Source organism: Streptomyces sp. MNU89, assembly GCF_020982505.1.
Taxonomy (GTDB): domain Bacteria; phylum Actinomycetota; class Actinomycetes; order Streptomycetales; family Streptomycetaceae; genus Streptomyces; species Streptomyces xinghaiensis.
Genome location: NZ_JAJKLL010000001.1, coordinates 5,541,750 through 5,562,814 on the forward strand (window position 1 = coordinate 5,541,750; position 21,065 = coordinate 5,562,814).

Genomic DNA, 21,065 nt, shown 5'->3' on the forward strand with positions numbered 1-21,065 from the left:
GCACCCCCGACCGAAAGAGGCAGACCCCGAGTGCTGACCGTCGACTTTTCCCGGTTTCCGCTGGCCGCGGGCGACCGCGTGCTCGATCTCGGCTGCGGCGCGGGCCGGCACGCCTTCGAGTGCTACCGGCGGGGCGCGCACGTCGTGGCGCTCGACCGCAACACCGAGGAGATCCGCGAGGTCGCCACCTGGTTCGCCGCCATGAAGGAGGCGGGCGAGGCCCCGGCCGGCGCCACCGCCACCGCCATGGAGGGCGACGCGCTGGCGCTGCCCTTCCCCGACGACAGCTTCGACGTCGTCATCATCTCCGAGGTGATGGAACACATCCCCGACGACAAGGGTGTGCTCGCCGAGATGGTCCGCGTCCTCCGGCCCGGCGGCCGGATCGCCGTGACCGTCCCCCGCTACGGGCCGGAGAAGGTCTGCTGGGCGCTCTCCGACGCGTACCACGAGGTCGAGGGCGGCCACATCCGCATCTACCGTGCCGGGGAACTGGTCCGCAGGATCCGCGAAGCCGGGCTGCGCCCCTACGGCAGCCACCATGCGCACGGGCTGCACTCGCCCTACTGGTGGCTGAAATGCGCCTTCGGAGTCGACAACGACAAGGCGCTGCCCGTCCGCGCGTACCACAAGCTGCTGGTCTGGGACATCATGAAGAAGCCGCTGCTCACCCGGGTCGCCGAACGCGCCCTCGACCCGCTGATCGGCAAGAGCTTCGTCGTCTACGCCACCAAGCCGCGGCTCCCGGACACCGGCCCGGTCGACGCGGCCTCCGACGGAACCGCCGAGGGCCGGGCGTGACCAGCCCCGGCCGTACCGAACGCCTGGTCCTGCCCGGGGTGCTCACCGCCGAGCAGGCCGCCGCCACCGTGGCCGGCATCCTCGCCCACCAGCGCGAGGACGGCGCCATCCCGTGGTTCCGCGGCCACCACCTCGACCCCTGGGACCACGTCGAGGCCGCCATGGCCCTCGACGCCGCGGGCGAACACGAGCGCGCCGAGGCCGCCTACCGCTGGCTGGCCGAACACCAGCTGCCGGACGGCTCCTGGTACGCGGCCTACGCCGATGGCGACCCGGCGGCACCCACCGACCGCGGCCGGGAGACCAACTTCGTCGCCTATGTCGCCGTGGGCGTCTGGCACCACTACCTCTCCACCGGCGACGACACCTTCCTCGACCGGATGTGGCCCACCGTCTACGCCGCCGTCGAGTTCGTCCTCACCCTCCAGCAGCCCGGCGGGCAGATCGGCTGGAAGCGCGAGGCCCCGGAGCGCGACGGCGACGCGGGGGCGGCCGTCACCGACGCGCTGCTCACCGGCTGCTCCTCCATCCACCAGGCGCTGCGCTGCGCCCTGGCCATCGCCGAGCAGCGCGAGGACCCGCAGCCCGACTGGGAGCTGGCGACCGGACTGCTCGCCCACGCCATCCGGCACCACCCGGAGCGCTTCCTGGACAAGTCCCGCTACTCCATGGACTGGTACTACCCGATCCTCGGCGGGGCGCTGACCGGCACCGCGGCCAAGGAGCGCATCGAGGAGGGCTGGGACGACTTCGTGGTCCCCGGACTCGGCGTCCGCTGCGTGCTGCCGAACCCGTGGGTCACCGGCGGTGAGAGCGCCGAACTGGCGCTCGCCCTCTGGGCCATGGGGGAGTCGGACCGCGCCGTGGACATCCTCCGCTGGATCGGCCATCTCCGGGACGGCGAGGGCATGTACTGGACGGGCTACGTCTACGAGGACGCCGCCTTCTGGCCGGAGGAGCAGACGACCTGGACGGCCGGCTCGGTGCTGCTGGCCGTGGCCGCCCTCGGGGGCGACGAGGCCACGACGGCCGTCTTCGGCGGCGAACGGCTGCCCGCCGGGCTGGACCCGGACTGCTGCTGAGGCGCAGCCGCTGCCGGGGCGGGAGCGGCCGCCGGGCCCGCATCCGGCCGGGGGTCAGGCCCCGCGCGGCATACGGGCCGCCAGGGCGTGCCCGATGGCGAGGTACACCACCGCCGGCAGCCCGTAGTTCAGCACCACGCGCAGCCAGTCGAGTTCCATCGTGAAGAGGTCGCGGGACCATCCGGCCAGCCAGTGGGCCGCGTTCTGGACGAAGTTCACCAGGTCGTTCGCCCGGTTCGCGTCGAGCAGATACATGATGATCCACAGGACCAGGATTCCCGCGGCCACATCAGCCACCAGCCGGATCGCCGCGGCCGCGGTACTGCCGCCTGAACGTCGGTAAGGGCTCATGCAGCGCGTATTGCCCCGTTCATGCCACGGAAACCCCTCCGGGGGCGCGAGTGGTACGGAGCACCCGGAACCGTCAAGTCCGGTACCGGGCGGGCGGGTCCGCCGGGGCTGCCGGGTTCACTGGGGCGGCCGGGCCCGCGGGGACGCCGGGTCCATCCGGCCCGTGACGTCCGCTACCGCTGTGCGGAGCATCCCGTGAACGTCCGCGGCCCCCGCTCTCCCGGACGTCCCGGTGACGGGACGGAACAGGGGAGCGGGGGCCGGGGAAACCACCGTGCCCGGCACCGTGCGGCACGAGGCGGTGCCGCCGTGAAGGGCCGTGCGGCGCCGGGATCAGCCGCGCTGGATGCCGGAGGTGTCCTGGAGGACGCCGCGCCGCCCGTCCTGGGTCTGCGCGACGAGCGCCTGACCGCGCTGCTCGACCGCCAGGTACCAGGTGCCGGGCGCCAGTTCGGCGATCGGCGTCGGGGAGCCGTCCTCCGCGTACAGCGGGCGGGCCACCGGCACCGCGAACCAGAACGGGGAGAAGTCGCCACCACCGTGCGGCGGCCGGCCGGTCTGCGGGCCGGGCGCCGGGGCCCCCGCCTGCGGCTGGCCGCCGTACGACGGCTGCTGCCCGCCGGGGCCGGGCTGTCCCGCCGGGCCCGGGTAGCCATAGCCCTGCGGCGGCGGCTGCTGGCCGCCCGGGTAGCCGTAGCCGCCCGGGGCCGGGGCGCCCGGTCCGGCCCCGGCGGGGTGGGGCCTGCGGCTTCGGGGCGCCCAGCAGGGACGCCTGGAGGGCGGGCACCCGGCTCGGCAGCAGGGCGCCGGCGGCCAGCGCGAGCGCGCCGAGCAGCGCGAGGATCGCGCCGATACCGACGCTCACGCCGTCCGGCGTCACGATGAGGCCCCAGACGGAGTTCCAGGCGGCGGCCAGCGCCAGCCCGGTGCCCCACTCGCCGAGGGACAGCCCGAGGACCTTGCGGCCCTGCGGCTGGAAACGGCCCGCGATCAGCAGACCGGTCGCGATCAGGCCGAGCAGGAAGACAGCGGGCAGGACCAGCATCAGCCGGTCGACGTCCCAGGCGCTGGGCAGGTCCTGCTTGGCCTGGTCGCAGAACTCGCCTTCGCAGTCCACGGAGTAGTAATTCAGGAACGAGGCGATGAACAGCAACACCGCTGCTCCGATCACCACGCCGTCGCCTCGAGTGAGGGAGCGGATGTTCACGTAAGGTCCTTCGTCGTCTCGTGAGTGTGGTTGCTGCCGCCGGTGCGCGGGTGGCCTGGCGCGGGGGTGGCCCCCCATCGTACGGACGGACAAATCGCCCTGTGGTGCGGGGTGTGACAGCGGGTCACCATGGCGTTCGCTTTCCCCGCTTTCCCGTTTCCTCCCCCGTTTCCCCGTTCGGCCCGGCTCTCCCCCTTCTCCAGGGCGGCCGGGGAGGGCCATGGGCGGTGCCGTTCACGTCGTCAGGAAGGACTCCACGCCGTCCGCGATCCCCCGGGCCGCGCGCCCGCGCCACCGTGCGCTGGTGAACTGTTCGGCGTCGCGCGCGTTCCGCATGTTGCCGCACTCGACGAACACCTTGGGGACCGTGGAGAGGTTGAGCCCGCCGAGGTCGGAGCGTACATCCAAGCCGGTGCCGCCGCCGAGGTAATCCGCGGGCCGGAAACCGGTCTCCCGGGCGTACGCGCCGGCGACGCGCTCGCCCAGTTCGCGGGAGGGCTTCGTGATCGCGGCGGTGTCCGCCCGGCCCTCCCGGACCCGGCCCGGGAGGATCACATGGAAGCCCCGGGCGCCGGCCGGGGCGCCGTCGGCGTGGACGGAGACGACGGCGTCGGCGCCCGCCTCGTTGCCGATCTCGGCGCGCTCGTCGATACAGGGCCCGTACGGGCGGTCGCCGTCCTGGGTCAGCACGACCTCGGCGCCGCGCTGTTCGAGCAGGGTGCGGATCCTGCGGGCGACATCGAGGGTGAACTCGGCCTCGGCGTATCCGGAGTCGGTGGCCGTCCCGGTGGTGTCGCACTCCTTGCGGTGGGTGCCGATGTCGACGGTGCGGGCGATCTCCCGGGTGTGCTCGCGGTTGCCGGGGTTGTGCCCGGGGTCGATGACGACGACCCGGCCGGCCAGTGGCCCGTCCCGGTCCCCGGTACCGCTGCCCGAGCCGTCACCCGCCGAGGGGTCCGGGGCCCCCGGCGCGGGCCCGGTCGGCGGCGCCGGGGAGACCCCGCCGTGCGGCCGTCCCGCCGCCGCGCCGCCCGCGGAACCGTCCCCGCCAGGGCCGCCGGCCGCCGGCTGCCAGACCAGCCAGCCGGCCACACCGGCGGTCCCGAGCACGGCCAGTCCGATCAGCGCACGGCGGCGGGCCCTGCGGGGCCGTGCGAAAGAGTTGCCGTTCGACACGTCGGCGATGCTATCGGCGGGGCTCAGCCCTCCGCGCCCGTACGGCGCAGCACGTGCAGGGAGCCGGTGGCCGACACCTCGGTGAAGTCCCCGGACTCCAGGGCGCGGCGGTAGATCCGGTACGGGGCCTGGCCGCCGTCGGCCGGATCGGCGAAGACGTCGTGGATGAGCAGCAGCCCGCCGGGCGCCAGATGCGGGGTCCAGCCCTCGTAGTCGGCGGTCGCGTGCTCGTCGGTGTGGCCCCCGTCGACGAAGACCAGCCCCAGCGGCCGGCCCCAGACCCGCGCCACCTGCGGCGAGCGGCCGACGACCGCGATGACGTGGTCCTCCAGCCCGGCCGCGTACAGGGTCCGGCGGAAGACGGGAAGGGTGTCCATCCGGCCCACCTCCGGGTCCACCAGGCCGGTGTCGTGGTACTCCCAGCCGGGCTGCTGCTCCTCGGAGCCGCGGTGGTGGTCCACGGTCACGGCGACGGTGCCGGCGTCCCGGGCGGCGGCGGCCAGCAGGATCGTGGACCGGCCGCAGTAGGTGCCGACCTCCAGCAGCGGCAGCCCGAGCCCGGCCGCCTCCACGGCGGCGGCGTACAGGGCGAGCCCTTCGTCGACGGGCATGAAGCCCTTGGCCGCCTCGAACGCGGCCAGCACCTCCGGGCGGGCCGGGCGGTCGTCGCCTGCTGGGGCTGGGGGCCATGGCTGTCCTTCTTGTCGCTTGTCGGTGGGCGGTCCGTGCGGCCGGCCGGGGGCGGGACGGACCGCGCGGCCCGGCCGCCGTTCCGGGCAGGGTCTCTCCTTCGGTACCGGGCGCCCGGCCGTCCGGGAGCGGCGGGCGGAGCCGGCGGAGAGCCCCATGCTGCCCGACGGCTCACGCCGGGAGGCGGGCGGGGGCGCCGTACGGGGAGCGGGCGGGGTCACTGCCCCGAGGCCGGCTCACCCGCCGTGTCCGGACCGGGCGCGGGCCGCGTTGCCCGGAGCCCCGTTCGGCCGGGACGACCGGGACGGGGTTGGCCGGGACGGTCCGGGGCGGGCCGCTCGTAGGGTGGGCCCGCCCGGGCGGTCCGGTGCGGGGCACGGAACCGGCGCCGGCGGCCGCCCCGTCACGGAACGCCGGCAGAGTGAGGAAGTGGTACGCCATGACCGCCGCCAACCCCCCGTCCGCGAACCCCGGTCCCGGAGGGAAGCCGGGGACGAACGGCTCCGCCGACCCGTCCGCAGCGGCCGCCCCGCTGCCCCGCCCGCCGTACCGCCGTTCCCGGCGCGGGGCCGCCGGGTCCTGGTGACGGGTGCCTCACGCGGACTCGGCCGGGCGCTGGCCCGGGTGTTCGCGGCGAACGGCGACCGGGTCGCCGTGCACTACGGGACGCGGCGCGCGGAGGCGGAGCGGACCCTCGCTGCTCTCGACGGGGACGGCCACGCGCTGCTGGGCGCCGATCTGGCCGACCCCGGCGCGGCGGCCGGGCTGGCCGACGCGGCCCGTGAGGCGCTGGGTGGCCTCGACGTCCTCGTCAACAACGCGGCCGTCAACACCCCGCACCCGCCCGCCTCCACCGGCTTCACCGCATGGGCGGAGGCGTGGCGCCGCCATGTGGACGTCAACCTGCTCGCCACCGCCCATGTCTCCCACAGCGCCGCGCGATGGATGATCGAGCAGGGCACGGGCGGACGGATCGTCAACATCGGATCCCGGGGAGCCTTCCGCGGCGAACCCGACCACCCGGCGTACGGGGCGACGAAGGCGGCGGTGCACGCGCTCGGCCAGTCCCTCGCGGTCGCGCTCGCCCCGTACGGCATCGCGGTCGCCTCGGTTGCGCCCGGGTTCATCGGCACGGAACGGGTCGCACACCGGCTGACCGGCCCGGAGGGCGCGGCCATCCTCGCCCAGAGCCCGTACGGCCGGGTCGCGGACCCGGACGAGATCGCGGCGGCGGTCCGCTGGCTGGCCTCTCCCGAGGCGGAATGGTCCTCGGGCACGGTGCTGGACCTCAACGGCGCCTCCTACCTGCGCACCTGAGGAGCCGGCCGGTCTGCGGACCCCAACGGCGGCCGGTGTGGTGAACCCGCCGGCCACGGACGACGCCGGCCGTCGCCGCGGCGGGGCCGGTGTGTCCGAGGCCCGCAGGCCCGTGCGGGGTCGGCTCGACGAGCTCGCGCTGCGAGCCGGAGAGTTCGGCCGGCGAGAACCGGGCACCGCCGGGCCGGCGTCCTCCCTCGCGACCACCCCCCCACGCACGGGAGAACGATCGTGACCGACAAGGATGTTGAGCGGACCGACGAGCGGGTCCGCCCCGTGGAGCCCTGGTGGGCGGGGACGGGAACGTGGGGGCTGTCGCACTGATCGTCGTGGGGGCGTCGCCGCGGCGTGGGTCTTCCTCGGCCTGCCCGGAACTTCGGACGAGGTGGCGCAGGGCTACCTCCAGGCCGCCAGGGTCATCGCCGTCGGCTCGGTGATCGCGGGATGCGCCCTGCTGGGCCGCCGCCGCGCCCGGGCCGGGGTGGGGGAAGCGAACGAGCGGGAAAGCCCCTGACGCCACTGGCTGCCGTTCCCGGAACCCGTCCGGCGGCCGTGTGACGGGCGGGTGCGGACGGCAGCAACGGGGCCCCGTGCTCCCCGGCGCCCGGCTCCGTGCCGGTGGCCGCCGGGACTCCGTCCCCGGACGCGGCTGTGGCCGCCGGGGTCGGCCGGCGGCCACAGCCGTACGGTTTCTGCCGGAAGGACCGGTCAGGCGTCGCGTTCCGGCGCCGGGCGGCGGTGCCTGCCGCGTGCGGGGGCCGTGGCGTCCTCGGACGCGGCAGGTCCCCGGTGCTTTCCCGAGCCGGAGGAGATCGGGACTGTTCCCGTGCGCGGGCGGGCCGCGATGGTCTCGGTCTGTGTTTCGGACATGTCGGTGGATCACCCCGTTGACTGACTGTGTGCTGTGTCCGGGGCCCGCGACCGCGACCACGGCATGAGGCGCCTGCCGGTCATGCCAAGTCCCCTGTGGCGCACCGGTCGTGGACGGACGCCGACCCCCACCGGAGTTTATCCCGGACCCCTGTCATGGACTCGCCCGGAGGTGCCGGGGACACGCCGTCGGCATCTCCCGCAGGGGGACCGGGCGCGGGACGGACGGGGTTCCGCCGGACGAGGACCCGGCAAGCTCCGGTGACAAGCCTGTTGACGGTGCGTCGGCGCCCGGTGCGCCGCCCCCTCCGCCGGTCGGCGGTGCCGGCCCACCCCGCGGCGGGCCGGCTGCTCCGGCCGGTGGTGCCCCCGGTGACGCGCCCGCTCCGGGCAGCGTGTCCGAAGCCCTCGCCGCGGCCGCCCGGAGGTCCCTCCGGGAGATCATCCGGAAGGCCATCCGGGGCACCCGGGCCGGGCGGAGGAGCGGTGCGGTGGCGGGCAGGGGCATCCGGCCCAGACCGCAGGGCACGTCCGCCGTGGCGTACGGCAGCCGGAGTTCGCCCTCCGCCGTCCACAGCCCGGTGCCCGGCAGCCAGCCCCGCGGCGCCGTGAGCAGGCGCAGCCGACGCTCGGAGGGCCGCCAGACGCCCACCCGGGGGCCGTCCGGGCCGTCGATCCGCAGGGCAACTCCGCAGTGCTCGGGCAGCAGCGTCTGGCCGGGCTGTACCGCGAAGGGGACCGGCGTGGTGCCGGCCGCCGAGGCCGCTCCGCCGGCCTCGTACAGCAGCGCACCGGGGAAGCGTGCCGGGCGGGCGCTGCCGAGCACGCCCCAGCCCAGCCGGTCGGGCCCCGGCGCGTTCGACCGCAGCAGCAGCAGACCGCTGTCCGGGTCGGCGAGCAGCAGCCGGTCGTCGCTGTCCTCCGTGATCCGGAGCAGCGGGCTCGTCTCGCCGCCGTGCCGCAGATGGACGGTGATCGTCTTGGTGCGGCCGTCCACCGTCCGGTCCAGGGCCAGCAGGTGGCCGTCGCGGTCGAGCCAGGCGCCGCCCGAGCAGTGGCCGGGGATCTCGGTGACGCGCTCCGGCCCGGCGGGTCCGCCGTGCACGCGCCACAGTTCCGTGGACCGCTCGCCGGGCGCCAGCGCGTAGGCGGTGACGCCGTCGGGCGCGGGCGGGAGCAGCCGCAGCCGCTCGCGGCCGACCGAGCCGGCGGGCTGCTCGCCCGTGACGGGGCCGGCCGGGTAGAGCAGCGCGAGGGCGTGCCGCCCCTCCAGGCGGCGCCGGATCAGCACCCGCCCGTCCGTCAGCGGCAGTACCTCGCTGCCCGGCTCCTCCGGGCGGACGCCGGGCAGCCGTACGGCGTAGGGCTCCGGGCCGTCCAGGGTCCACCGCTCCGCGAACAGGCCGCCGTCGGGGTCCGGCCGCAGCCGGGCGGCGTACGAGCCGTCCGCGGCGATGGTGAGCGCCGGGGCCTCCGCCGGGGTGGGGGCCGGGGTCTTGCCGGTGCCGTGTCATCGTCCACGGCGGTCTCCAGGACACAAGCCGTCATGCTCGGTCACCTCCGGTTACCGATACTGGGTTTCGTCCGCCGGAACGGCCCCATGGAGCCGGGGTGCTTCATGCGTACGGGTGGTGTTCCCCCGAACCGGCTGAGCGGAGGGGCACAGATGTGCTGCCGTCCCCGCCGGTTGCCCGGACACCGGCCGCCCGGGGCGGCGGGGCACCGGCGGGTCCGCCGGGGAGGGCCCGGGCAGGGGCCCGGGGCGGGTCTGCAGGGTCCGGGTGCGGGTAGCCTTTGCCCGTGCCCGCACTGTCTGAAGTCATCGCCGCGCTCGACGCCCTCTGGCCCCCGGAGCGGGCCGAGGAGTGGGACGCCGTCGGGACCGTCTGCGGAGATCCCGACGCACCCGTCCGGCGCGTGCTGTTCGCCGTCGACCCGGTGCAGGAGGTCGCCGACGAGGCCGTACGGCTCGGCGCCGATCTGCTCGTCACCCACCACCCGCTCTATCTGCGCGGGACGACGACGGTCGCGGCCACCAGCTTCAAAGGCCGCGTCGTGCACACCCTGATCCGCAACTCCGTGGCGCTGCACGTGGCCCACACCAACGCGGACCGCGCCGACCCCGGTGTCTCCGACGCCCTCGCCGGCGCGCTGGACCTGCGGATCACCGGCCCGCTCGTGCCCGATCCGTCCGACCCCGAGGGACGCCGCGGCCTCGGCCGGATCTGCGAACTCGACGAGCCGGAGACCCTCGCCGAGCTCGCCGGCCGCGCCGCCGCCCGGCTGCCCGCCACCGCGCAGGGCATCCGGGTCGCCGGCGAGCCGGGCCGCGTGATCCGCACCGTCGCGGTCTGCGGCGGCTCCGGCGACAGCCTGTTCGCCGACGTGCGGCGCGCGGGCGCCGACGCCTACCTCACCGCCGACCTGCGGCACCACCCGGCGTCCGAGGCGCGCGAACACGCCCTGCACTCCGGGCGCGGACCGGCGCTGCTGGACGCCGCGCACTGGGCCACCGAGTGGCCCTGGACCGAGCAGGCCGCCGCCCAGCTCGACGAGATCTCCGACCGCCACGGGTGGGACCTGCGCACCCACGTCTCCCGTACGGTCACCGACCCCTGGACCGCCCACGCGGCGTCCGCCGACCCCTCCACCGACATCCCGGGAGCCCCGAACTGAACGCCGAGCCCGCCGACCAGATCCGCCTTCTCGACGTCCAGGCCCTCGACGTCCGGCTCTCGCAGCTTGCGCACAAGCGCAGGACGCTGCCCGAGCACGCCGAGATCCAGACCCTCGAAGCCGACCTCGCGCAGCTGCGCGACCTGCTGGTCGCCGCCCAGACCGAGGAGAGCGACACCGCCCGCGAGCAGACCAAGGCGGAGCAGGACGTCGACCAGGTGCGCCAGCGCGCCGCCCGGGACCAGCAGCGGCTCGACTCCGGCGCCGTCACCTCGCCCAGGGACCTGGAGAACCTCCAACACGAGATCGTCTCGCTCGCCAAGCGCCAGGGCGACCTGGAGGACGTCGTCCTGGAGATCATGGAGCGCCGCGAGTCCGCGCAGGAGCGGGCCCGGGAACTGGCCGGGCGGGTCGAGTCCGTGGAGGCCAAGCTCACCGACGCCGCCACACGCCGGGACAACGCCGTGGCGGAGCTCGACCAGGAGGTCGCGAGCCTCACCAAGGAACGCGAGGTCGTCTCCGCCTCCGTACCGGCCGATCTGATGAAGCTCTACGAGAAGCTCCGCGTCCAGCAGGGCGGGGTCGGCGCGGCCCGGCTCCACCAGCGGCGCTGCGAGGGCTGCCGGCTGGAGCTCAACATCACCGAGGTCAACGACGTCCGCGCCGCGGCGCCCGACCAGGTGCTGCGCTGCGAGAACTGCGGCCGCATCCTGGTCCGTACGCCCGACTCGGGGCTGTAGACCCGATGAGCGGACCCAAGCGGCGCTTCATCGTCGAGGCCGACGGCGGCTCCCGGGGCAATCCGGGCCCCGCCGGCTACGGCGCGGTGGTCCTGGACGCGGCCACCGGCGAACCCCTCGCCGAGGCGGCCGAGTTCATCGGCACGGCGACCAACAACGTGGCCGAGTACCGGGGTCTGATCGCCGGACTGCGGGCCGCGCGCACCCTGGACCCGGACGCCGAGATCCAGGTGCGGATGGACTCCAAGCTCGTCGTCGAGCAGATGTCCGGCCGCTGGAAGATCAAGCACCCGGACATGCGGCCCCTGGCGGCCGAGGCCAAGACGATATTCCCCACCCCCGGGCAGGTCAGCTACACCTGGATCCCCCGGGAGAAGAACAAGCACGCCGACCGGCTCGCCAACGAGGCCATGGACGCGGGCAAGCGCGGCGAGCGCTGGAAGCCCTCTCTCTCCACGGCGGCCCTCGACGCCGGACCCCGGCCGGAGGCCGTCGCCGACTCCGCCGAACCCGAGGAACTGGAAGAACTGTCCGAACGGGCCGGGGCGCCCGCCCCGGCCGGGCGGGCCGCCGCACCCGCCGTCCCGCCGGTCGGCTGGGCGGCCCCGCCGACCTCGGCGCCCCCGCCACCTTCGTCCTGCTGCGGCACGGCGAGACCGCCCTCACCCCGGAGAAGCGCTTCTCCGGCAGCGGCGGCTCCGACCCCGGGCTGTCACCGGCCGGCCGCCGGCAGGCCGAGGCCACGGCGGCGGTCCTCGCCGCGCGCGGCACCGTCCAGGCGATCGTCAGCTCCCCGCTGCGGCGCTGCCGCGAGACGGCGGAGACCGTGGCCGCCCGGACGGGGCTCGACATCCGGGTCGACGAGGGCCTGCGCGAGACGGACTTCGGCGCCTGGGAGGGCCTGTCCTTCGCCGAGGTGCGCGACCGCTACCCGGACGACCTCGACGCCTGGCTCGCCTCACCCCGGGCCGAGCCCACGGGCGGCGGGGAGAGCTTTGAGACGGTCGCCCGCCGGGTGGCCCTCTCCCGCGACAAGCTCATCGCGCGCCACGCGGGCCGCACCGTCCTGCTCGTCACGCACGTCACACCGGTCAAGACCCTGGTCCGGCTGGCGCTGGGAGCACCCCCGGAATCGCTCTTCCGCATGGAACTGTCCCCGGCCTCCCTGTCCGTGGTGGCGTACTACGCCGACGGCAACGCCTCCCTGCGCCTGCTGAACGACACCGGCCACCTCCGCTGACCCGCACCGGGGCGGGCCCGCCCGGCTTCCCCCGGAGGCCCGCCTCGCTGCCGTCGGCCGGGCAGCGCCGGGCGGGGCCGGGTGGCGGTGCCCGTGCCGCTCAGTGCACGTCGGTGACGATCACGTCCAGAGCCCAGGGCCTGCCGGTCCTGCCCGCCTTCGGCGGCGGCTGCACTTCGACGGTGTGGCCCAGCTCGCGCAGCGCATCGGCCAGTTCGGCCGGGTGCGCGGGCTCCACGCCGGCGACCAGCAGATCCCGGACGATCCTGCCCTTGGTGGCCTTGTTGAAGTGACTCACCACGGAGCGCTTCTCCACCCCCTTCACGATCGTCGAGTGCAGCACCCGGACCGTGGCGGTCCGCTCCGCCACCGAGCCCCTCGGCTTCCAGGCCGTGGCGTACGCCGCCGAGCGGAGGTCCAGGACCAGGCCCTCACCGGCGACCTCCGGCAGCACCTCCGCCATCGGGCCGCGCCAGTACGCACCCAGCGCCCCCAGGCCTGGCAGCTTCACCCCCATCGAACAGCGGTAGGACGGGATCCGGTCGCCGGTCCGCAGCGCGCCCCAGAGCCCCGAGAACACCAGCAGGGTCCGCTCCGCCCGGGCCCGGGCGACGGCGTCCAGGGAGGCGAGATCCAGGGCGTCGTAGAGGACGCCGGTGTAGATCTCACCCGCCGGCCGGGTCCCGGCCGTCAGCAGAGCCGCGTTCTTCGCGACCTCGCCCCGCAGCCCTTCGCCGATCCCCAGGACGGTCCGGGCCTTCTCCTCGTCCGCCCCACACAGCTCCACCAGCTCGCGCAGCACCTCGCCGCGGGCCGCCGAGAGCCCCGGCAGCGACAGCGAGTCGAGGTCCAGGGGGCCCTCGGACCCGCCCTCGGCCTTACCTTCGGACGGCGGCAACAGCACGAGCACGGCGGAACTCCTCGCGGGGAATCACGGAAGCGGGGCGGATACGGATGGTCACGGAACCGGCCGGGTACGTCCGCAACGGAACGACCGGCTCCGATCCGAGCTTAGAACCCGTCCCGAACGCCTCCCGCCGGGCCCCCGGAGGCGGACGGCGGCCAAGCACCGGAGTCACCACGGGACCGGGCCGGCCACGGGACGCGGGACGTCCGGAGCGGTGCGGCCCGATGGAGAAGCCGGACCACACGCCCGGAGGTCAGCCCCCGGACGTCCGGCCGAGCCGGAAGGGCCCGGCCGCCCCGGGCCCGAACATCACCGGCAGTTGGTTGCCCGCCGGCACCAGCACGATCGGCTCCTCCCGGTACTCCCGGAGGAAACACTCCAGGGGCTCCCAGATCAGCGTCCGGTAGCCGGCCTCCGTCTGCTGCGGGGCGAACGAGAGGGACAAGGACTCGCCTTCGGACTCCCCGTCGGTCACGCTGACGGCCTCCACCGCGAGCCATTCCCCGCCGACCCACGCTTCGAGGCGTATGTAGTCCATGGCGCAAGCCTGCCTTGGGTCACCCTCCGTTCGCACCTTGGCCGGGGATCGGTTCGGCCTCGGTCGGGTCCCGGGCAGGACACACTGCCGGGACCGCCCCCCGGTCCCTCTGGTGTCTCCCTTCAGCCGGAGCCGGGGTCCGGAACCGGAGACCCGGCGGGCGGCGGGACCGGCGGCCGCTCCGGGGCCGCCGCCGCGCCCCGGGCGGGGATCACGGCCGGGCGTTCACCCTCCGTGGTGCCCCTGTGCCGGAGCGCGGCCACCGCCGCCCGTGGATCGTCCGCGTGGAACCGTATGAGCCGGGCCCGGAACGGCTTGCCGAAAGGCCGCACGGCCGTCACCGGCGCGGTCAGCTCGACCGTGACGGAGGTCTGGCTGTCCACGATCAGGTCCAGGTCACCGGCATCGCCGACCCGCAGCAGCCGGCCGTCCGTGTACCGCCGCTCGTAGCGGGCCGAGGCGATCAGCCCCGCCGGTATCCGCAGGTCGAAGAGCGCGCCGTAGCGGACACGGAGCGAGCCGTCCGCACCGACGACATGGGGACGGGTGACACAGGAGGCGTGCAGCCCCACCATCATCAGCACCCCGTACAGCCCCAGCACGAGCAGAACCGCGTGCACGACGGGCCAGGGGACGACTAGCGCCAGCACCACCGTCTCGATGACGGTGGCGAGCGTCAGCAGGAACATCATCGGAGCCTGGCACCGGGCGTAACCGACGGCCCTGGCGCCCGGGCCCACTCCGTGTCTCCGCCGGGCCGCCCAGAGCGCCAGGCTCACCATCACCCGCGCCTCGTGCGCCATCAGCCGTCGCGCGAGCGGAGGCATTCCCTGCCGTACGGCCCGGTGCAGGGCGGGGCCGCGCTCCTCGCCGGCGCGACGGGCCCGCCGGTAACGGCGGGCGGTCACGACCACCCCCGCGGCGAGCGCCGTGAGAACCAGCGCTTCGACGGCGAGCACCACCGGCCACGGAAACCGCACCCCGGCGGCGAGGCACACCAGGACCGTCAACTCGCCCGCCACGACGGTGCCCGCACCCCACCGCCGCCACCGGGAGGCCCGGCCGCCGTCCGCTCCCGCCGCGGCCGGAGCCGCCGCTCCGCCCGTGCCGTCCCCGTTCATGTCTGCTCCTTCCGCTCGGTGAGAAGAGTCATCGCCCGGCGCAGCGCCGCCGTCCGGGCAGGGCCGAGACTGTCGAAGAGTGCGTCCAGGAAGCTCTCGGACGGTCCGCCGGCGGCTCCGCCCGCGCCCTCGTCCAGCGGTCCGTCCGCCGCCGTCAGCTCGGATATCGCCTCGCGCGGCAGACAGCCGGCCAGTGCCTGCGCGGCGAGCTCCACGCGGGGGTCCGTGGGATCGGCATCCGCCAGCTCGTCCAGCAGCGCGTACATTTCGTAGGCGCGCTCGGCCGCCTGTGGAGCCGTCGCCATCTCGCGGACGAGCCGCGACAGCCGGCGCCGTTCCTCCGGGCCGGAGCCGGTGGTTTCCAGGAGCGCCAGAACCTCCCGGTCCATGGCGGCCGTGCGCGGTTCCGGGCCCGGCAGGGCCGCGGACACCCGGGCCATCTCCTCGAACAGGGCGCCCAGCTCCGGGGAGACCGGCCCCTCCGGCGGCAGGCCGCCACCCTCTCGGGCCTGCCGCAGCAGCACCCCCAAACGCTCGCGCCGGGCGCGGATCGCCGCCTCCTGCCGCGCGAGATCGGCGTCCAGCTCCTCCAGCACCTCGCGCAGCTCCCGTCCCGCGTCGTCCGCGAGGACGTCCCGCACCTCGTCCAGGCCGAGCCCCAGCTCCGTCAGCCGCCGTATCCGCGCGAGCCGCACCGCGTCCCGCAGCTCGTAGACGCGGTAGCCGTTGGCGCGCCGCCCGGGCTCCGGCAGCAGGCCGAGATGGTGGTAGTGGCGCACGGTCCGGGTGGACACCCCGGCCAGCGCGGCAAGCTCTCCGATCCGCATGCCACCCATCCAAAACGTTGACGCTGCGACAAGGTCAAGCGCGGCTGGGTCCGGCCGGTCCGGCGCGGTGGCGATCGTGGCAACCCGGTGTTCGTGTGTGCCACGATCGGGGGAAGTAACCCCTTCGCGCAGGGATGCGGCCCCCTCCGCTCCCTACCGTGGCGGCGAGACAGGGAAGGTGCGTGACATGAGCGCGATGGCACATGAACACGAGCCGCTCACGCAGGAAGAAGTCCTGCTGGAGGGCTTCTTGGCCCTGGACACGCCGGAAGGCTTCCGGGCCGAGCTGATCGAGGGGGAGATCGTTGTGACGCCGCCGCCGGAGGGGGCCCATGAAGCGGACATCAGCCGGATCATCCGGCAGGTGGCGCGCCGCTCCGCGGTGGATATGGACGTGTCCGGCAACAAGGGCCTCATGGTCCCCCGCGCCGGACAGTGCGTAAAGAACCATGTCATCCCCGACCTGACCTTCGCCGAGGCCCGGGTGGGGCTGTTCGACGACGCGGAAGCGTGGATGCCCTGTGATGAGGTGGCCATGGTCGTCGAGGTGACCTCGACCCGCGCCGACCGCGACCGCACGACCAAGCGCCACTGCTATGCGCGGGGTGGTATCCCGCTGCACCTGCTGGTCGACCGTGAGAAGTGTTCCGTGACGCTCTTCAGCGAGCCGGGGGAGGGCGACTACCGGCAGGTGTGCACCGTGCCCTACGGCAAGGAGATCACCCTCCCCGCGCCCTTCTCCTTCGACCTCGAAACGGGCGACTTCGTCTGAGCGGTGCTTCGACTCCGCCCAACCGGCGCCGAGCACTCGCGGCCGTGCCACCGCACGGAGGACTCCCCCCGTGCCCGGCCGGTCCGGCGCGGTGGCGATCGTGGCAACCCGGCGTTCGCGTGTGCCACGATCGGGGGAAGTAACCCCTTCGTGCAGGGACGCGGCCCCCTCCGCTCCCTACCGTGGCGGCGAGACAGGGAAGGTGCGTGACATGAGCGCCATGGCGCATGAACACGAGCCGCTCACGCAGGAAGAACGCCTGCTGGAGGGCTTCTTGGCCCTGGACACGCCGGAAGGCTATCGGGCCGAGCTGATCGAGGGGGACATCGTTGTGACGCCGCCGCCCGACGGGGATCACGAGGAACACATCAGCTCCATCGCGGAGCAGGTGTACATCCGGTCGGCCACACCCATGCAGTTCTCGGGCAACAAAGGGCTGAAGATCCCGCGCAACTCCCTCAGCTTGAGGAACCACGTCATTCCGGACGGGACTTTCGCGCCCAAGGAGCTACGGCTCTTCCGGGGAGCCGAGCCGTGGATGCCCTGCCGGGGGGTGGCCATGGTGGTCGAGGTGACCTCGACGAACCCGGACCGTGATCGTGAGGCCAAGCGTCTCTGCTATGCGCTGGGAAGCATCCCGCTCTATCTGCTCGTCGATCGGCAGAAGGGCTCGGTGACGCTCTTCAGCGACCCGGAAGGCGGGGAGTACCGGAACACCTCCACGGTTCCCTACGGGAAGCCGATCACGCTCCCCGCGCCCTTCTCCTTCGACCTCGAAACGGGCGACTTCGTCTGAGCCGTGCTCCGGGCCGGTGCGGGACCGGGGGCGGGTCCCGATGAGTTCCGCACGGTCCGGCCGTCTGTCCTCCTGTGAAGCCCGCGACAGGAGGACGCCGATGCCCCGTTCCGATCCGTCACCGGCCGCGTCCTCCGGGGAGGGACCGCCGCCCGGAAGACCGCGCCCCGTGCCCGGCGGGCCACCGGGCACGGTCGTGCTGACGCTTCCCGGCACGGTCGCCCGCGGGGAGGTACCCGCGCTCTGTGCGCGGTTGCAGAGCCTCCTGGGGCGTGGTGAGGGGACCGGTGGCGCCCCCGGCCACGATGGGCCGTTCACGGTCGTCCTCTGCGACGCCGGTGCCGTCACCCGGCCCGATCTGGCGACCGTGGAAGCCCTGGCCCGGCTACGGCTCACCGCCCGGCGGCTCGGGTGCCGGTTACGGCTGCGGAACGCCGGGCCGGAGCTGCTGGCCCTCCTCCACCTCCTCGGTCTGGACGCCGTTCTCGGGGCCCGGGGCGCTGCCGTCGGGGCCGAGCCGCGGGGGCAGGCCGAAGAGGGGGAAGAGGTGCGGGGTGTCGAGGAAGGCGTTGAGCCCGGTGATGCGGCCGTCTGAGATCTCGATGACCTGGAGCGCCCAGGGCTCGTAGCCGTGGCCGTCGGCGGCGGGGCGGTACTGGCCGAAGGCGGGGCAGCCGTTGGCGGTGACCGGGAGCAGCCGGGAGCCGCGGCAGCCGATTCCGGTGCCCAGCATCCAGGCGCGGATCTCGGCGTGACCGCGCAGCCACAGCGGGTACGGCGGCATGGAGAGGCGTGCGTCCTCGTGGAGCAGGGCGGTGAGCGCGTCGAGGTCGTAGCGCTGGAAGGCGTCGACATAGCGCTCCAGCAGGGCGCGCTGTTCCCCGTCGAGGGGGCGGACCGTCTCGGTGGCGTCCGCCCCGGTCGCCTCGATGGTCGAACGGGCCCGCTGCAGGGCGCTGTTGACCGAGGCGACCGTGGTGTCCAGCAGCTCCGCGACCTCGCTGGCCTTCCAGGCCAGCACCTCCCGGAGGATCAGCACGGCCCGCTGCCGGGGCGGCAGATGCTGGAGCGCGGCCACGAAGGCCAGCCGGACCGTGTCCCGCGCCACCGCCACATCGGCCGGGTCACCGCCGGACTCCAGGACCCGGCCGTCGGGGGCCGGCTCGACCCAGGCGGTCTCCGGCAGGGCCTCGGGAAGCGGTGTGCTCGCGGGCTGGGGGGAGGAGAGGTCCATGGGTCGGGCGCGGCGGTTGTTCCCCTTCAGCAGATCCAGGCAGACGTTGGTGGCGATGCGGTAGAGCCAGGTACGGAGCGACGCGCGGCCCTCGAAGCGGCCGAGGCCCTTCCAGGCGCGGACCATGACCTCCTGGACGGCGTCCTCGGCGTCGAACGCCGAGCCCAGCATCCGGTAGCAGTAGCCGGTCAGCTCCACCCGGTGCCGCTCCAGTCGCTCCTCGGACCCGGGCCCGCCGGGCCCCGCCGTCTCACCCGCCGTCGCCGTACCGGCTTTTCCGTACGTTGCCACGAGATCACTCACCGGGACTCACCTCACATCGCACCCGGACACCGGACCGGCTTCTCCGGTCATGGGCACACAGTAGGAGGGGGGACTGACAACGCCCCCTCGCCGCACGGATCCGCGGGTGTCCGGCGCCCCGCCCGCGCGGCGCCGCCGCTGTTCACCGACGGGTAGCATGGCGGTACGGCGGACGAGCCGGCCGGGCGGTCGCGTCGGGGCCCTTCGGGGTCCCGCCGAGGAACGTCCGGGCTCCACAGGGCAGGGTGGTGGGTAACACCCACCCGGGGTGACCCGCGGGAAAGTGCCACAGAAAGCAGACCGCCGGGGCCGTGAGGCGCCCGGTAAGGGTGAAACGGTGGTGTAAGAGACCACCAGCGTCCGGGGTGACCCGGACGGCTCGGTAAACCCCACCCGGAGCAAGGTCAAGAGGGGCTGTCTCCGGACGGCCCTGCGCGGACGTTCGAGGGCTGCCCGCCCGAGTCCGCGGGTGGACCGCACGAGGCCGGCGGCAACGCCGGTCCCAGATGGATGGCCGCCTCCCCGCGGGCCGCAAGGCCCCCGGGAGACAGAACCCGGCGTACAGGCCGACTCGTCCGCCGCCTGTACTCGCCCCTCCCGCTCCTCCCCTCCGGCCGCGCGCCCGGGGCGGCCCGGGCGCGCGGCCTTCCCGCCGGCGCGAAACAGCCTCCGCGTCGGGTACCGGAATGAAGCGGATATAACGGGTGACTCGTGGTGCGCCGGTCGGAGGCCGGCGGGGTTTCCGGGCTGCCGGTGCCCCCGTGATCCCACGAGAGGTGATGATCGGAATGACGCTTCCCGTCCGCCACCGCACGGCCGCGCCGAGCTGGGGGCCGTTCCGCGAGTTCGAGGAGCTGTACGACCGGATGGGCCGGCTGCTCAGCGGTGGTTTCCCCCCGGCCGGTGAGCTCGCCGAGGGCGGCATGTGGTCGCCCCTGGCCGACATCGAGGAGAGCGACGACGGCTACACGGTGGACCTGGAGCTCCCCGGGGTCGGCAAGGACCAGATCATGATCGAGGCCATGGAGTCCCAGCTGATCGTCCGCGGGGAGGTCGAGGAGAAGGAGCGCAAGGGAGTGCTCCGGCAGCAGAGCCGCCGCTACGGACGGTTCGCCTACCGCTGGAGCCTGCCGGCGGACGCCGATACGGACAACATCACCGCGGAGCTGGCCGACGGCGTGCTCGTCGTGCGCATTCCGAAGGCCGAGAACGCCAAGCGGCGCCGCCGGGTGAAGATCAAGGGCTGACCGCCGAAACGGCGGCCCGTCCGGCCGGGCCCGTCCGCCGCCTTCTCCCGGCGCGGTGGACGGGCCCCGGCGTGCCCGGTCGCCCCGGACCCGGTTCTCTCACGTTCCGCTCGCCGCATGCTGCGCGAGGTGAACGCCGATTCCGTGATGTGGACCGGTGGTGGCCCTCTTTGCCCCGTTTCCTTTAGATGGACGCATCATTTCCGGTGCGGAGGGATCCATCCGTCATGAGCCAGCATGTGCACGTCCGCCTCACGAAGGACCTCGCTGTTTCCGAGCGTGGCGAACTCATCGAGGAGTCGTACTGCCGGTGCGGAGCGCAGTGGGCCCGGCTGCTCACCGTGGAGCGGGGCGAATCCGAGCAGTGACCGGTGGCCCGGCTCCGGCCGGCCGGCCCGGGGCGGGATGCCCGGCGGGCGCTTCCGCCCGTCGGCGCGCTGTGCCATATTGAGGCGTCCGCCGCCGTGCCGCGGGACCGGGAGGACGGGGTGGCTGCCCCGGCGAGGAAGAGGCGATGAGGGACGGTCTGCGCGTCGGTGAGATCTTCACCCACAGCTATGTCGTGCCGCCGGACAAGACAGTGCGGCATCTCTATCCCGAGTCCCCGGAATTCGCCGGATTCCCCGAGGTGTTCGCCACCGGATTCATGGTCGGGCTCATGGAGTGGACCTGCGTCCGGGCGCTGACGCCTCATCTCGAGCCCGGCGAGGGAAGCCTGGGCACGGAAATCTGCGTCACGCACACGGCCGCGACTCCGCCGGGGCTGACCGTCACCGTCACCGCCGAACTGCTCAGCGTGGAGAAACGGCGGATCCGCTGGCGGGTCACCGCACACGACGGCGTCGACGCCATCGGTTCCGGAACCCATGAACGCGCCGTGGTGACGCTCGACCGGTTCACGGCGGGTATGCGGGAGAAGCTGGCCCGGGACACAGCCGCCGGACCGGCCGTTTCCCCGTAACACCGGCTCCCCGGACCGGTTTTCGCCGGGGCGTTCCGGCCCGTACCGCGCCGCTGTGACGTCCCGCACACGGGGTGTGAACAACACGCACACATCTTTCCGTGCGCACACCCTGTCTTCTGTGCGCGATGCGCGGTTCACTCTGACCACGGGTCGCCGCCCCCGCCCAGCGGCCCGCCCCGCTCCGCCCCCGGTCGCACCTCCTCCCT

The 21,065-nt window shown here is 74.3% G+C and carries 20 protein-coding genes, 1 other RNA gene and 3 pseudogenes; 14 read left to right on the top strand and 10 right to left on the bottom strand.

Annotated features, from left to right (window positions below):
- The first annotated feature begins 30 nt into the window (after nt 1-30).
- Both E4N63_RS23645 and E4N63_RS23650 read left to right on the top strand, forming a co-directional pair.
- Nucleotides 31-801, top strand: a complete 771-nt coding sequence (locus tag E4N63_RS23645) for a class I SAM-dependent methyltransferase (protein ID WP_125626805.1) — start codon at nt 31-33, stop codon at nt 799-801.
- Complete coding sequence (locus tag E4N63_RS23650; protein ID WP_230241644.1) at nt 798-1,883, top strand: prenyltransferase; 1,086 nt, start codon at nt 798-800, stop codon at nt 1,881-1,883. The genes E4N63_RS23645 and E4N63_RS23650 overlap by 4 nt, the downstream gene beginning before the upstream one ends.
- 54 nt (nt 1,884-1,937) lie before the next feature.
- Here E4N63_RS23650 and E4N63_RS23655 read toward each other — a convergent pair whose 3' ends face one another.
- From E4N63_RS23655 to E4N63_RS23670, 4 genes and pseudogenes are all read right to left on the bottom strand, one after another.
- Entirely contained in the window at nt 1,938-2,234 is a 297-nt protein-coding gene (locus E4N63_RS23655; protein ID WP_039818594.1) for a hypothetical protein, read from the bottom strand.
- 333 nt (nt 2,235-2,567) lie between these two features.
- Nucleotides 2,568-3,441: pseudogene (locus tag E4N63_RS23660) on the bottom strand (hypothetical protein).
- A 234-nt stretch (nt 3,442-3,675) separates the two neighbouring features.
- Nucleotides 3,676-4,617 (bottom strand): N-acetylmuramoyl-L-alanine amidase, encoded by a 942-nt coding sequence (locus tag E4N63_RS23665; protein WP_230241645.1) that lies wholly within the window; start codon nt 4,615-4,617, stop codon nt 3,676-3,678.
- A gap of 23 nt (nt 4,618-4,640) precedes the next feature.
- Nucleotides 4,641-5,228, bottom strand: coding sequence for a class I SAM-dependent methyltransferase (locus E4N63_RS23670; protein WP_230242614.1), 588 nt, complete (start codon nt 5,226-5,228; stop codon nt 4,641-4,643).
- 661 nt (nt 5,229-5,889) lie between these two features.
- Here E4N63_RS23670 and E4N63_RS23675 point away from each other — a divergent pair.
- Both E4N63_RS23675 and E4N63_RS30780 read left to right on the top strand, forming a co-directional pair.
- Nucleotides 5,890-6,624, top strand: coding sequence for an SDR family NAD(P)-dependent oxidoreductase (locus E4N63_RS23675; RefSeq protein ID WP_230241646.1), 735 nt, complete (start codon nt 5,890-5,892; stop codon nt 6,622-6,624).
- 385 nt (nt 6,625-7,009) lie between these two features.
- Nucleotides 7,010-7,138, top strand: a complete 129-nt coding sequence (locus tag E4N63_RS30780) for a hypothetical protein (RefSeq protein ID WP_268271047.1) — start codon at nt 7,010-7,012, stop codon at nt 7,136-7,138.
- 510 nt (nt 7,139-7,648) lie between these two features.
- On the opposite strand, the gene E4N63_RS23680 is transcribed toward E4N63_RS30780, so the two are convergent.
- Nucleotides 7,649-8,785 (bottom strand): hypothetical protein, encoded by a 1,137-nt coding sequence (locus E4N63_RS23680; protein WP_125627073.1) that lies wholly within the window; start codon nt 8,783-8,785, stop codon nt 7,649-7,651.
- Between the two features lie 509 nt (nt 8,786-9,294).
- Between E4N63_RS23680 and E4N63_RS23685 the strand changes: the two genes are divergently transcribed.
- From E4N63_RS23685 to E4N63_RS23695, 3 genes and pseudogenes are all read left to right on the top strand, one after another.
- Nucleotides 9,295-10,170 (top strand): Nif3-like dinuclear metal center hexameric protein, encoded by an 876-nt coding sequence (locus E4N63_RS23685; RefSeq protein ID WP_125626048.1) that lies wholly within the window; start codon nt 9,295-9,297, stop codon nt 10,168-10,170.
- Nucleotides 10,167-10,910: a zinc ribbon domain-containing protein gene (locus tag E4N63_RS23690; protein WP_185831344.1), complete on the top strand. Its 744-nt coding sequence runs from the start codon at nt 10,167-10,169 to the stop codon at nt 10,908-10,910. The genes E4N63_RS23685 and E4N63_RS23690 overlap by 4 nt, the downstream gene beginning before the upstream one ends.
- A 5-nt stretch (nt 10,911-10,915) precedes the next feature.
- Nucleotides 10,916-12,150, top strand: a pseudogene (locus E4N63_RS23695) (bifunctional RNase H/acid phosphatase).
- A 100-nt stretch (nt 12,151-12,250) separates the two neighbouring features.
- Here E4N63_RS23695 and yaaA read toward each other — a convergent pair.
- The 4 genes from yaaA to E4N63_RS23715 all read right to left on the bottom strand — a co-directional run bounded on the left by yaaA (nt 12,251) and on the right by E4N63_RS23715 (nt 15,543).
- On the bottom strand, nt 12,251-13,060 hold the full coding sequence (gene yaaA, locus E4N63_RS23700) for a peroxide stress protein YaaA (RefSeq protein WP_230241647.1): 810 nt from the start codon (nt 13,058-13,060) through the stop codon (nt 12,251-12,253).
- A gap of 250 nt (nt 13,061-13,310) precedes the next feature.
- Entirely contained in the window at nt 13,311-13,595 is a 285-nt protein-coding gene (locus E4N63_RS23705) for a hypothetical protein (protein ID WP_125626052.1), read from the bottom strand.
- A 122-nt stretch (nt 13,596-13,717) separates the two neighbouring features.
- Nucleotides 13,718-14,716: a hypothetical protein gene (locus E4N63_RS23710; RefSeq protein ID WP_185831342.1), complete on the bottom strand. Its 999-nt coding sequence runs from the start codon at nt 14,714-14,716 to the stop codon at nt 13,718-13,720.
- On the bottom strand, nt 14,713-15,543 hold the full coding sequence (locus E4N63_RS23715; RefSeq protein WP_230241648.1) for a MerR family transcriptional regulator: 831 nt from the start codon (nt 15,541-15,543) through the stop codon (nt 14,713-14,715). Before E4N63_RS23715 ends, E4N63_RS23710 begins: the two co-directional genes overlap by 4 nt.
- Before the next feature lie 187 nt (nt 15,544-15,730).
- Between E4N63_RS23715 and E4N63_RS23720 the strand changes: the two genes are divergently transcribed.
- From E4N63_RS23720 to E4N63_RS23730, 3 genes and pseudogenes are all read left to right on the top strand, one after another.
- Nucleotides 15,731-16,315 carry a Uma2 family endonuclease gene (locus E4N63_RS23720; protein ID WP_230241649.1) on the top strand — a complete coding sequence of 195 codons (585 nt, stop codon included), beginning with the start codon at nt 15,731-15,733 and terminating at the stop codon, nt 16,313-16,315.
- 211 nt (nt 16,316-16,526) lie between these two features.
- Nucleotides 16,527-17,111 (top strand): Uma2 family endonuclease, encoded by a 585-nt coding sequence (locus tag E4N63_RS23725; protein WP_230241650.1) that lies wholly within the window; start codon nt 16,527-16,529, stop codon nt 17,109-17,111.
- A gap of 100 nt (nt 17,112-17,211) precedes the next feature.
- Nucleotides 17,212-17,535: pseudogene (locus E4N63_RS23730) on the top strand (hypothetical protein); the annotation flags it as partial.
- On the opposite strand, the gene E4N63_RS23735 reads toward E4N63_RS23730, so the two are convergent.
- Nucleotides 17,530-18,648: a sigma-70 family RNA polymerase sigma factor gene (locus E4N63_RS23735; protein ID WP_374112824.1), complete on the bottom strand. Its 1,119-nt coding sequence runs from the start codon at nt 18,646-18,648 to the stop codon at nt 17,530-17,532. The pseudogene E4N63_RS23730 and the gene E4N63_RS23735 sit on opposite strands and share 6 nt — an antisense overlap.
- Nucleotides 18,649-18,821: 173 nt before the next feature.
- Between E4N63_RS23735 and rnpB the strand changes: the two genes are divergently transcribed.
- The 4 genes from rnpB (at nt 18,822) to flK (ending at nt 20,856) form a co-directional block, all read left to right on the top strand.
- Nucleotides 18,822-19,226, top strand: an RNA gene (gene rnpB / locus E4N63_RS23740) — RNase P RNA component class A.
- A 210-nt stretch (nt 19,227-19,436) separates the two neighbouring features.
- Nucleotides 19,437-19,895: an Hsp20/alpha crystallin family protein gene (locus tag E4N63_RS23745; RefSeq protein ID WP_125626055.1), complete on the top strand. Its 459-nt coding sequence runs from the start codon at nt 19,437-19,439 to the stop codon at nt 19,893-19,895.
- 227 nt (nt 19,896-20,122) lie between these two features.
- The gene (locus E4N63_RS23750) at nt 20,123-20,263 is read left to right on the top strand and encodes a hypothetical protein (protein ID WP_185831343.1); all 141 of its coding nucleotides are present in this window, start codon (nt 20,123-20,125) and stop codon (nt 20,261-20,263) included.
- A gap of 146 nt (nt 20,264-20,409) precedes the next feature.
- Nucleotides 20,410-20,856 carry a fluoroacetyl-CoA thioesterase gene (flK, locus tag E4N63_RS23755; RefSeq protein ID WP_125626056.1) on the top strand — a complete coding sequence of 149 codons (447 nt, stop codon included), beginning with the start codon at nt 20,410-20,412 and terminating at the stop codon, nt 20,854-20,856.
- Nucleotides 20,857-21,065: the final 209 nt, after the last annotated feature.

Bases quoted from the DNA above. Each gene is read 5' to 3' on its own strand.
- E4N63_RS23720 (WP_230241649.1), top strand. From the start codon at position 15,731: ATGAGCGCGATGGCACATGAACACGAGCCGCTCACGCAGGAAGAAGTC.
- E4N63_RS23715 (WP_230241648.1), bottom strand. From the start codon at position 15,543: ATGCGGATCGGAGAGCTTGCCGCGCTGGCCGGGGTGTCCACCCGGACC.
- E4N63_RS23750 (WP_185831343.1), top strand. From the start codon at position 20,123: ATGAGCCAGCATGTGCACGTCCGCCTCACGAAGGACCTCGCTGTTTCC.
- E4N63_RS23705 (WP_125626052.1), bottom strand. From the start codon at position 13,595: ATGGACTACATACGCCTCGAAGCGTGGGTCGGCGGGGAATGGCTCGCG.
- E4N63_RS23655 (WP_039818594.1), bottom strand. From the start codon at position 2,234: ATGAGCCCTTACCGACGTTCAGGCGGCAGTACCGCGGCCGCGGCGATC.
- flK (WP_125626056.1), top strand. From the start codon at position 20,410: ATGAGGGACGGTCTGCGCGTCGGTGAGATCTTCACCCACAGCTATGTC.
- E4N63_RS23725 (WP_230241650.1), top strand. From the start codon at position 16,527: ATGAGCGCCATGGCGCATGAACACGAGCCGCTCACGCAGGAAGAACGC.
- E4N63_RS23710 (WP_185831342.1), bottom strand. From the start codon at position 14,716: ATGAACGGGGACGGCACGGGCGGAGCGGCGGCTCCGGCCGCGGCGGGA.
- E4N63_RS23670 (WP_230242614.1), bottom strand. From the start codon at position 5,228: ATGCCCGTCGACGAAGGGCTCGCCCTGTACGCCGCCGCCGTGGAGGCG.
- E4N63_RS23745 (WP_125626055.1), top strand. From the start codon at position 19,437: ATGACGCTTCCCGTCCGCCACCGCACGGCCGCGCCGAGCTGGGGGCCG.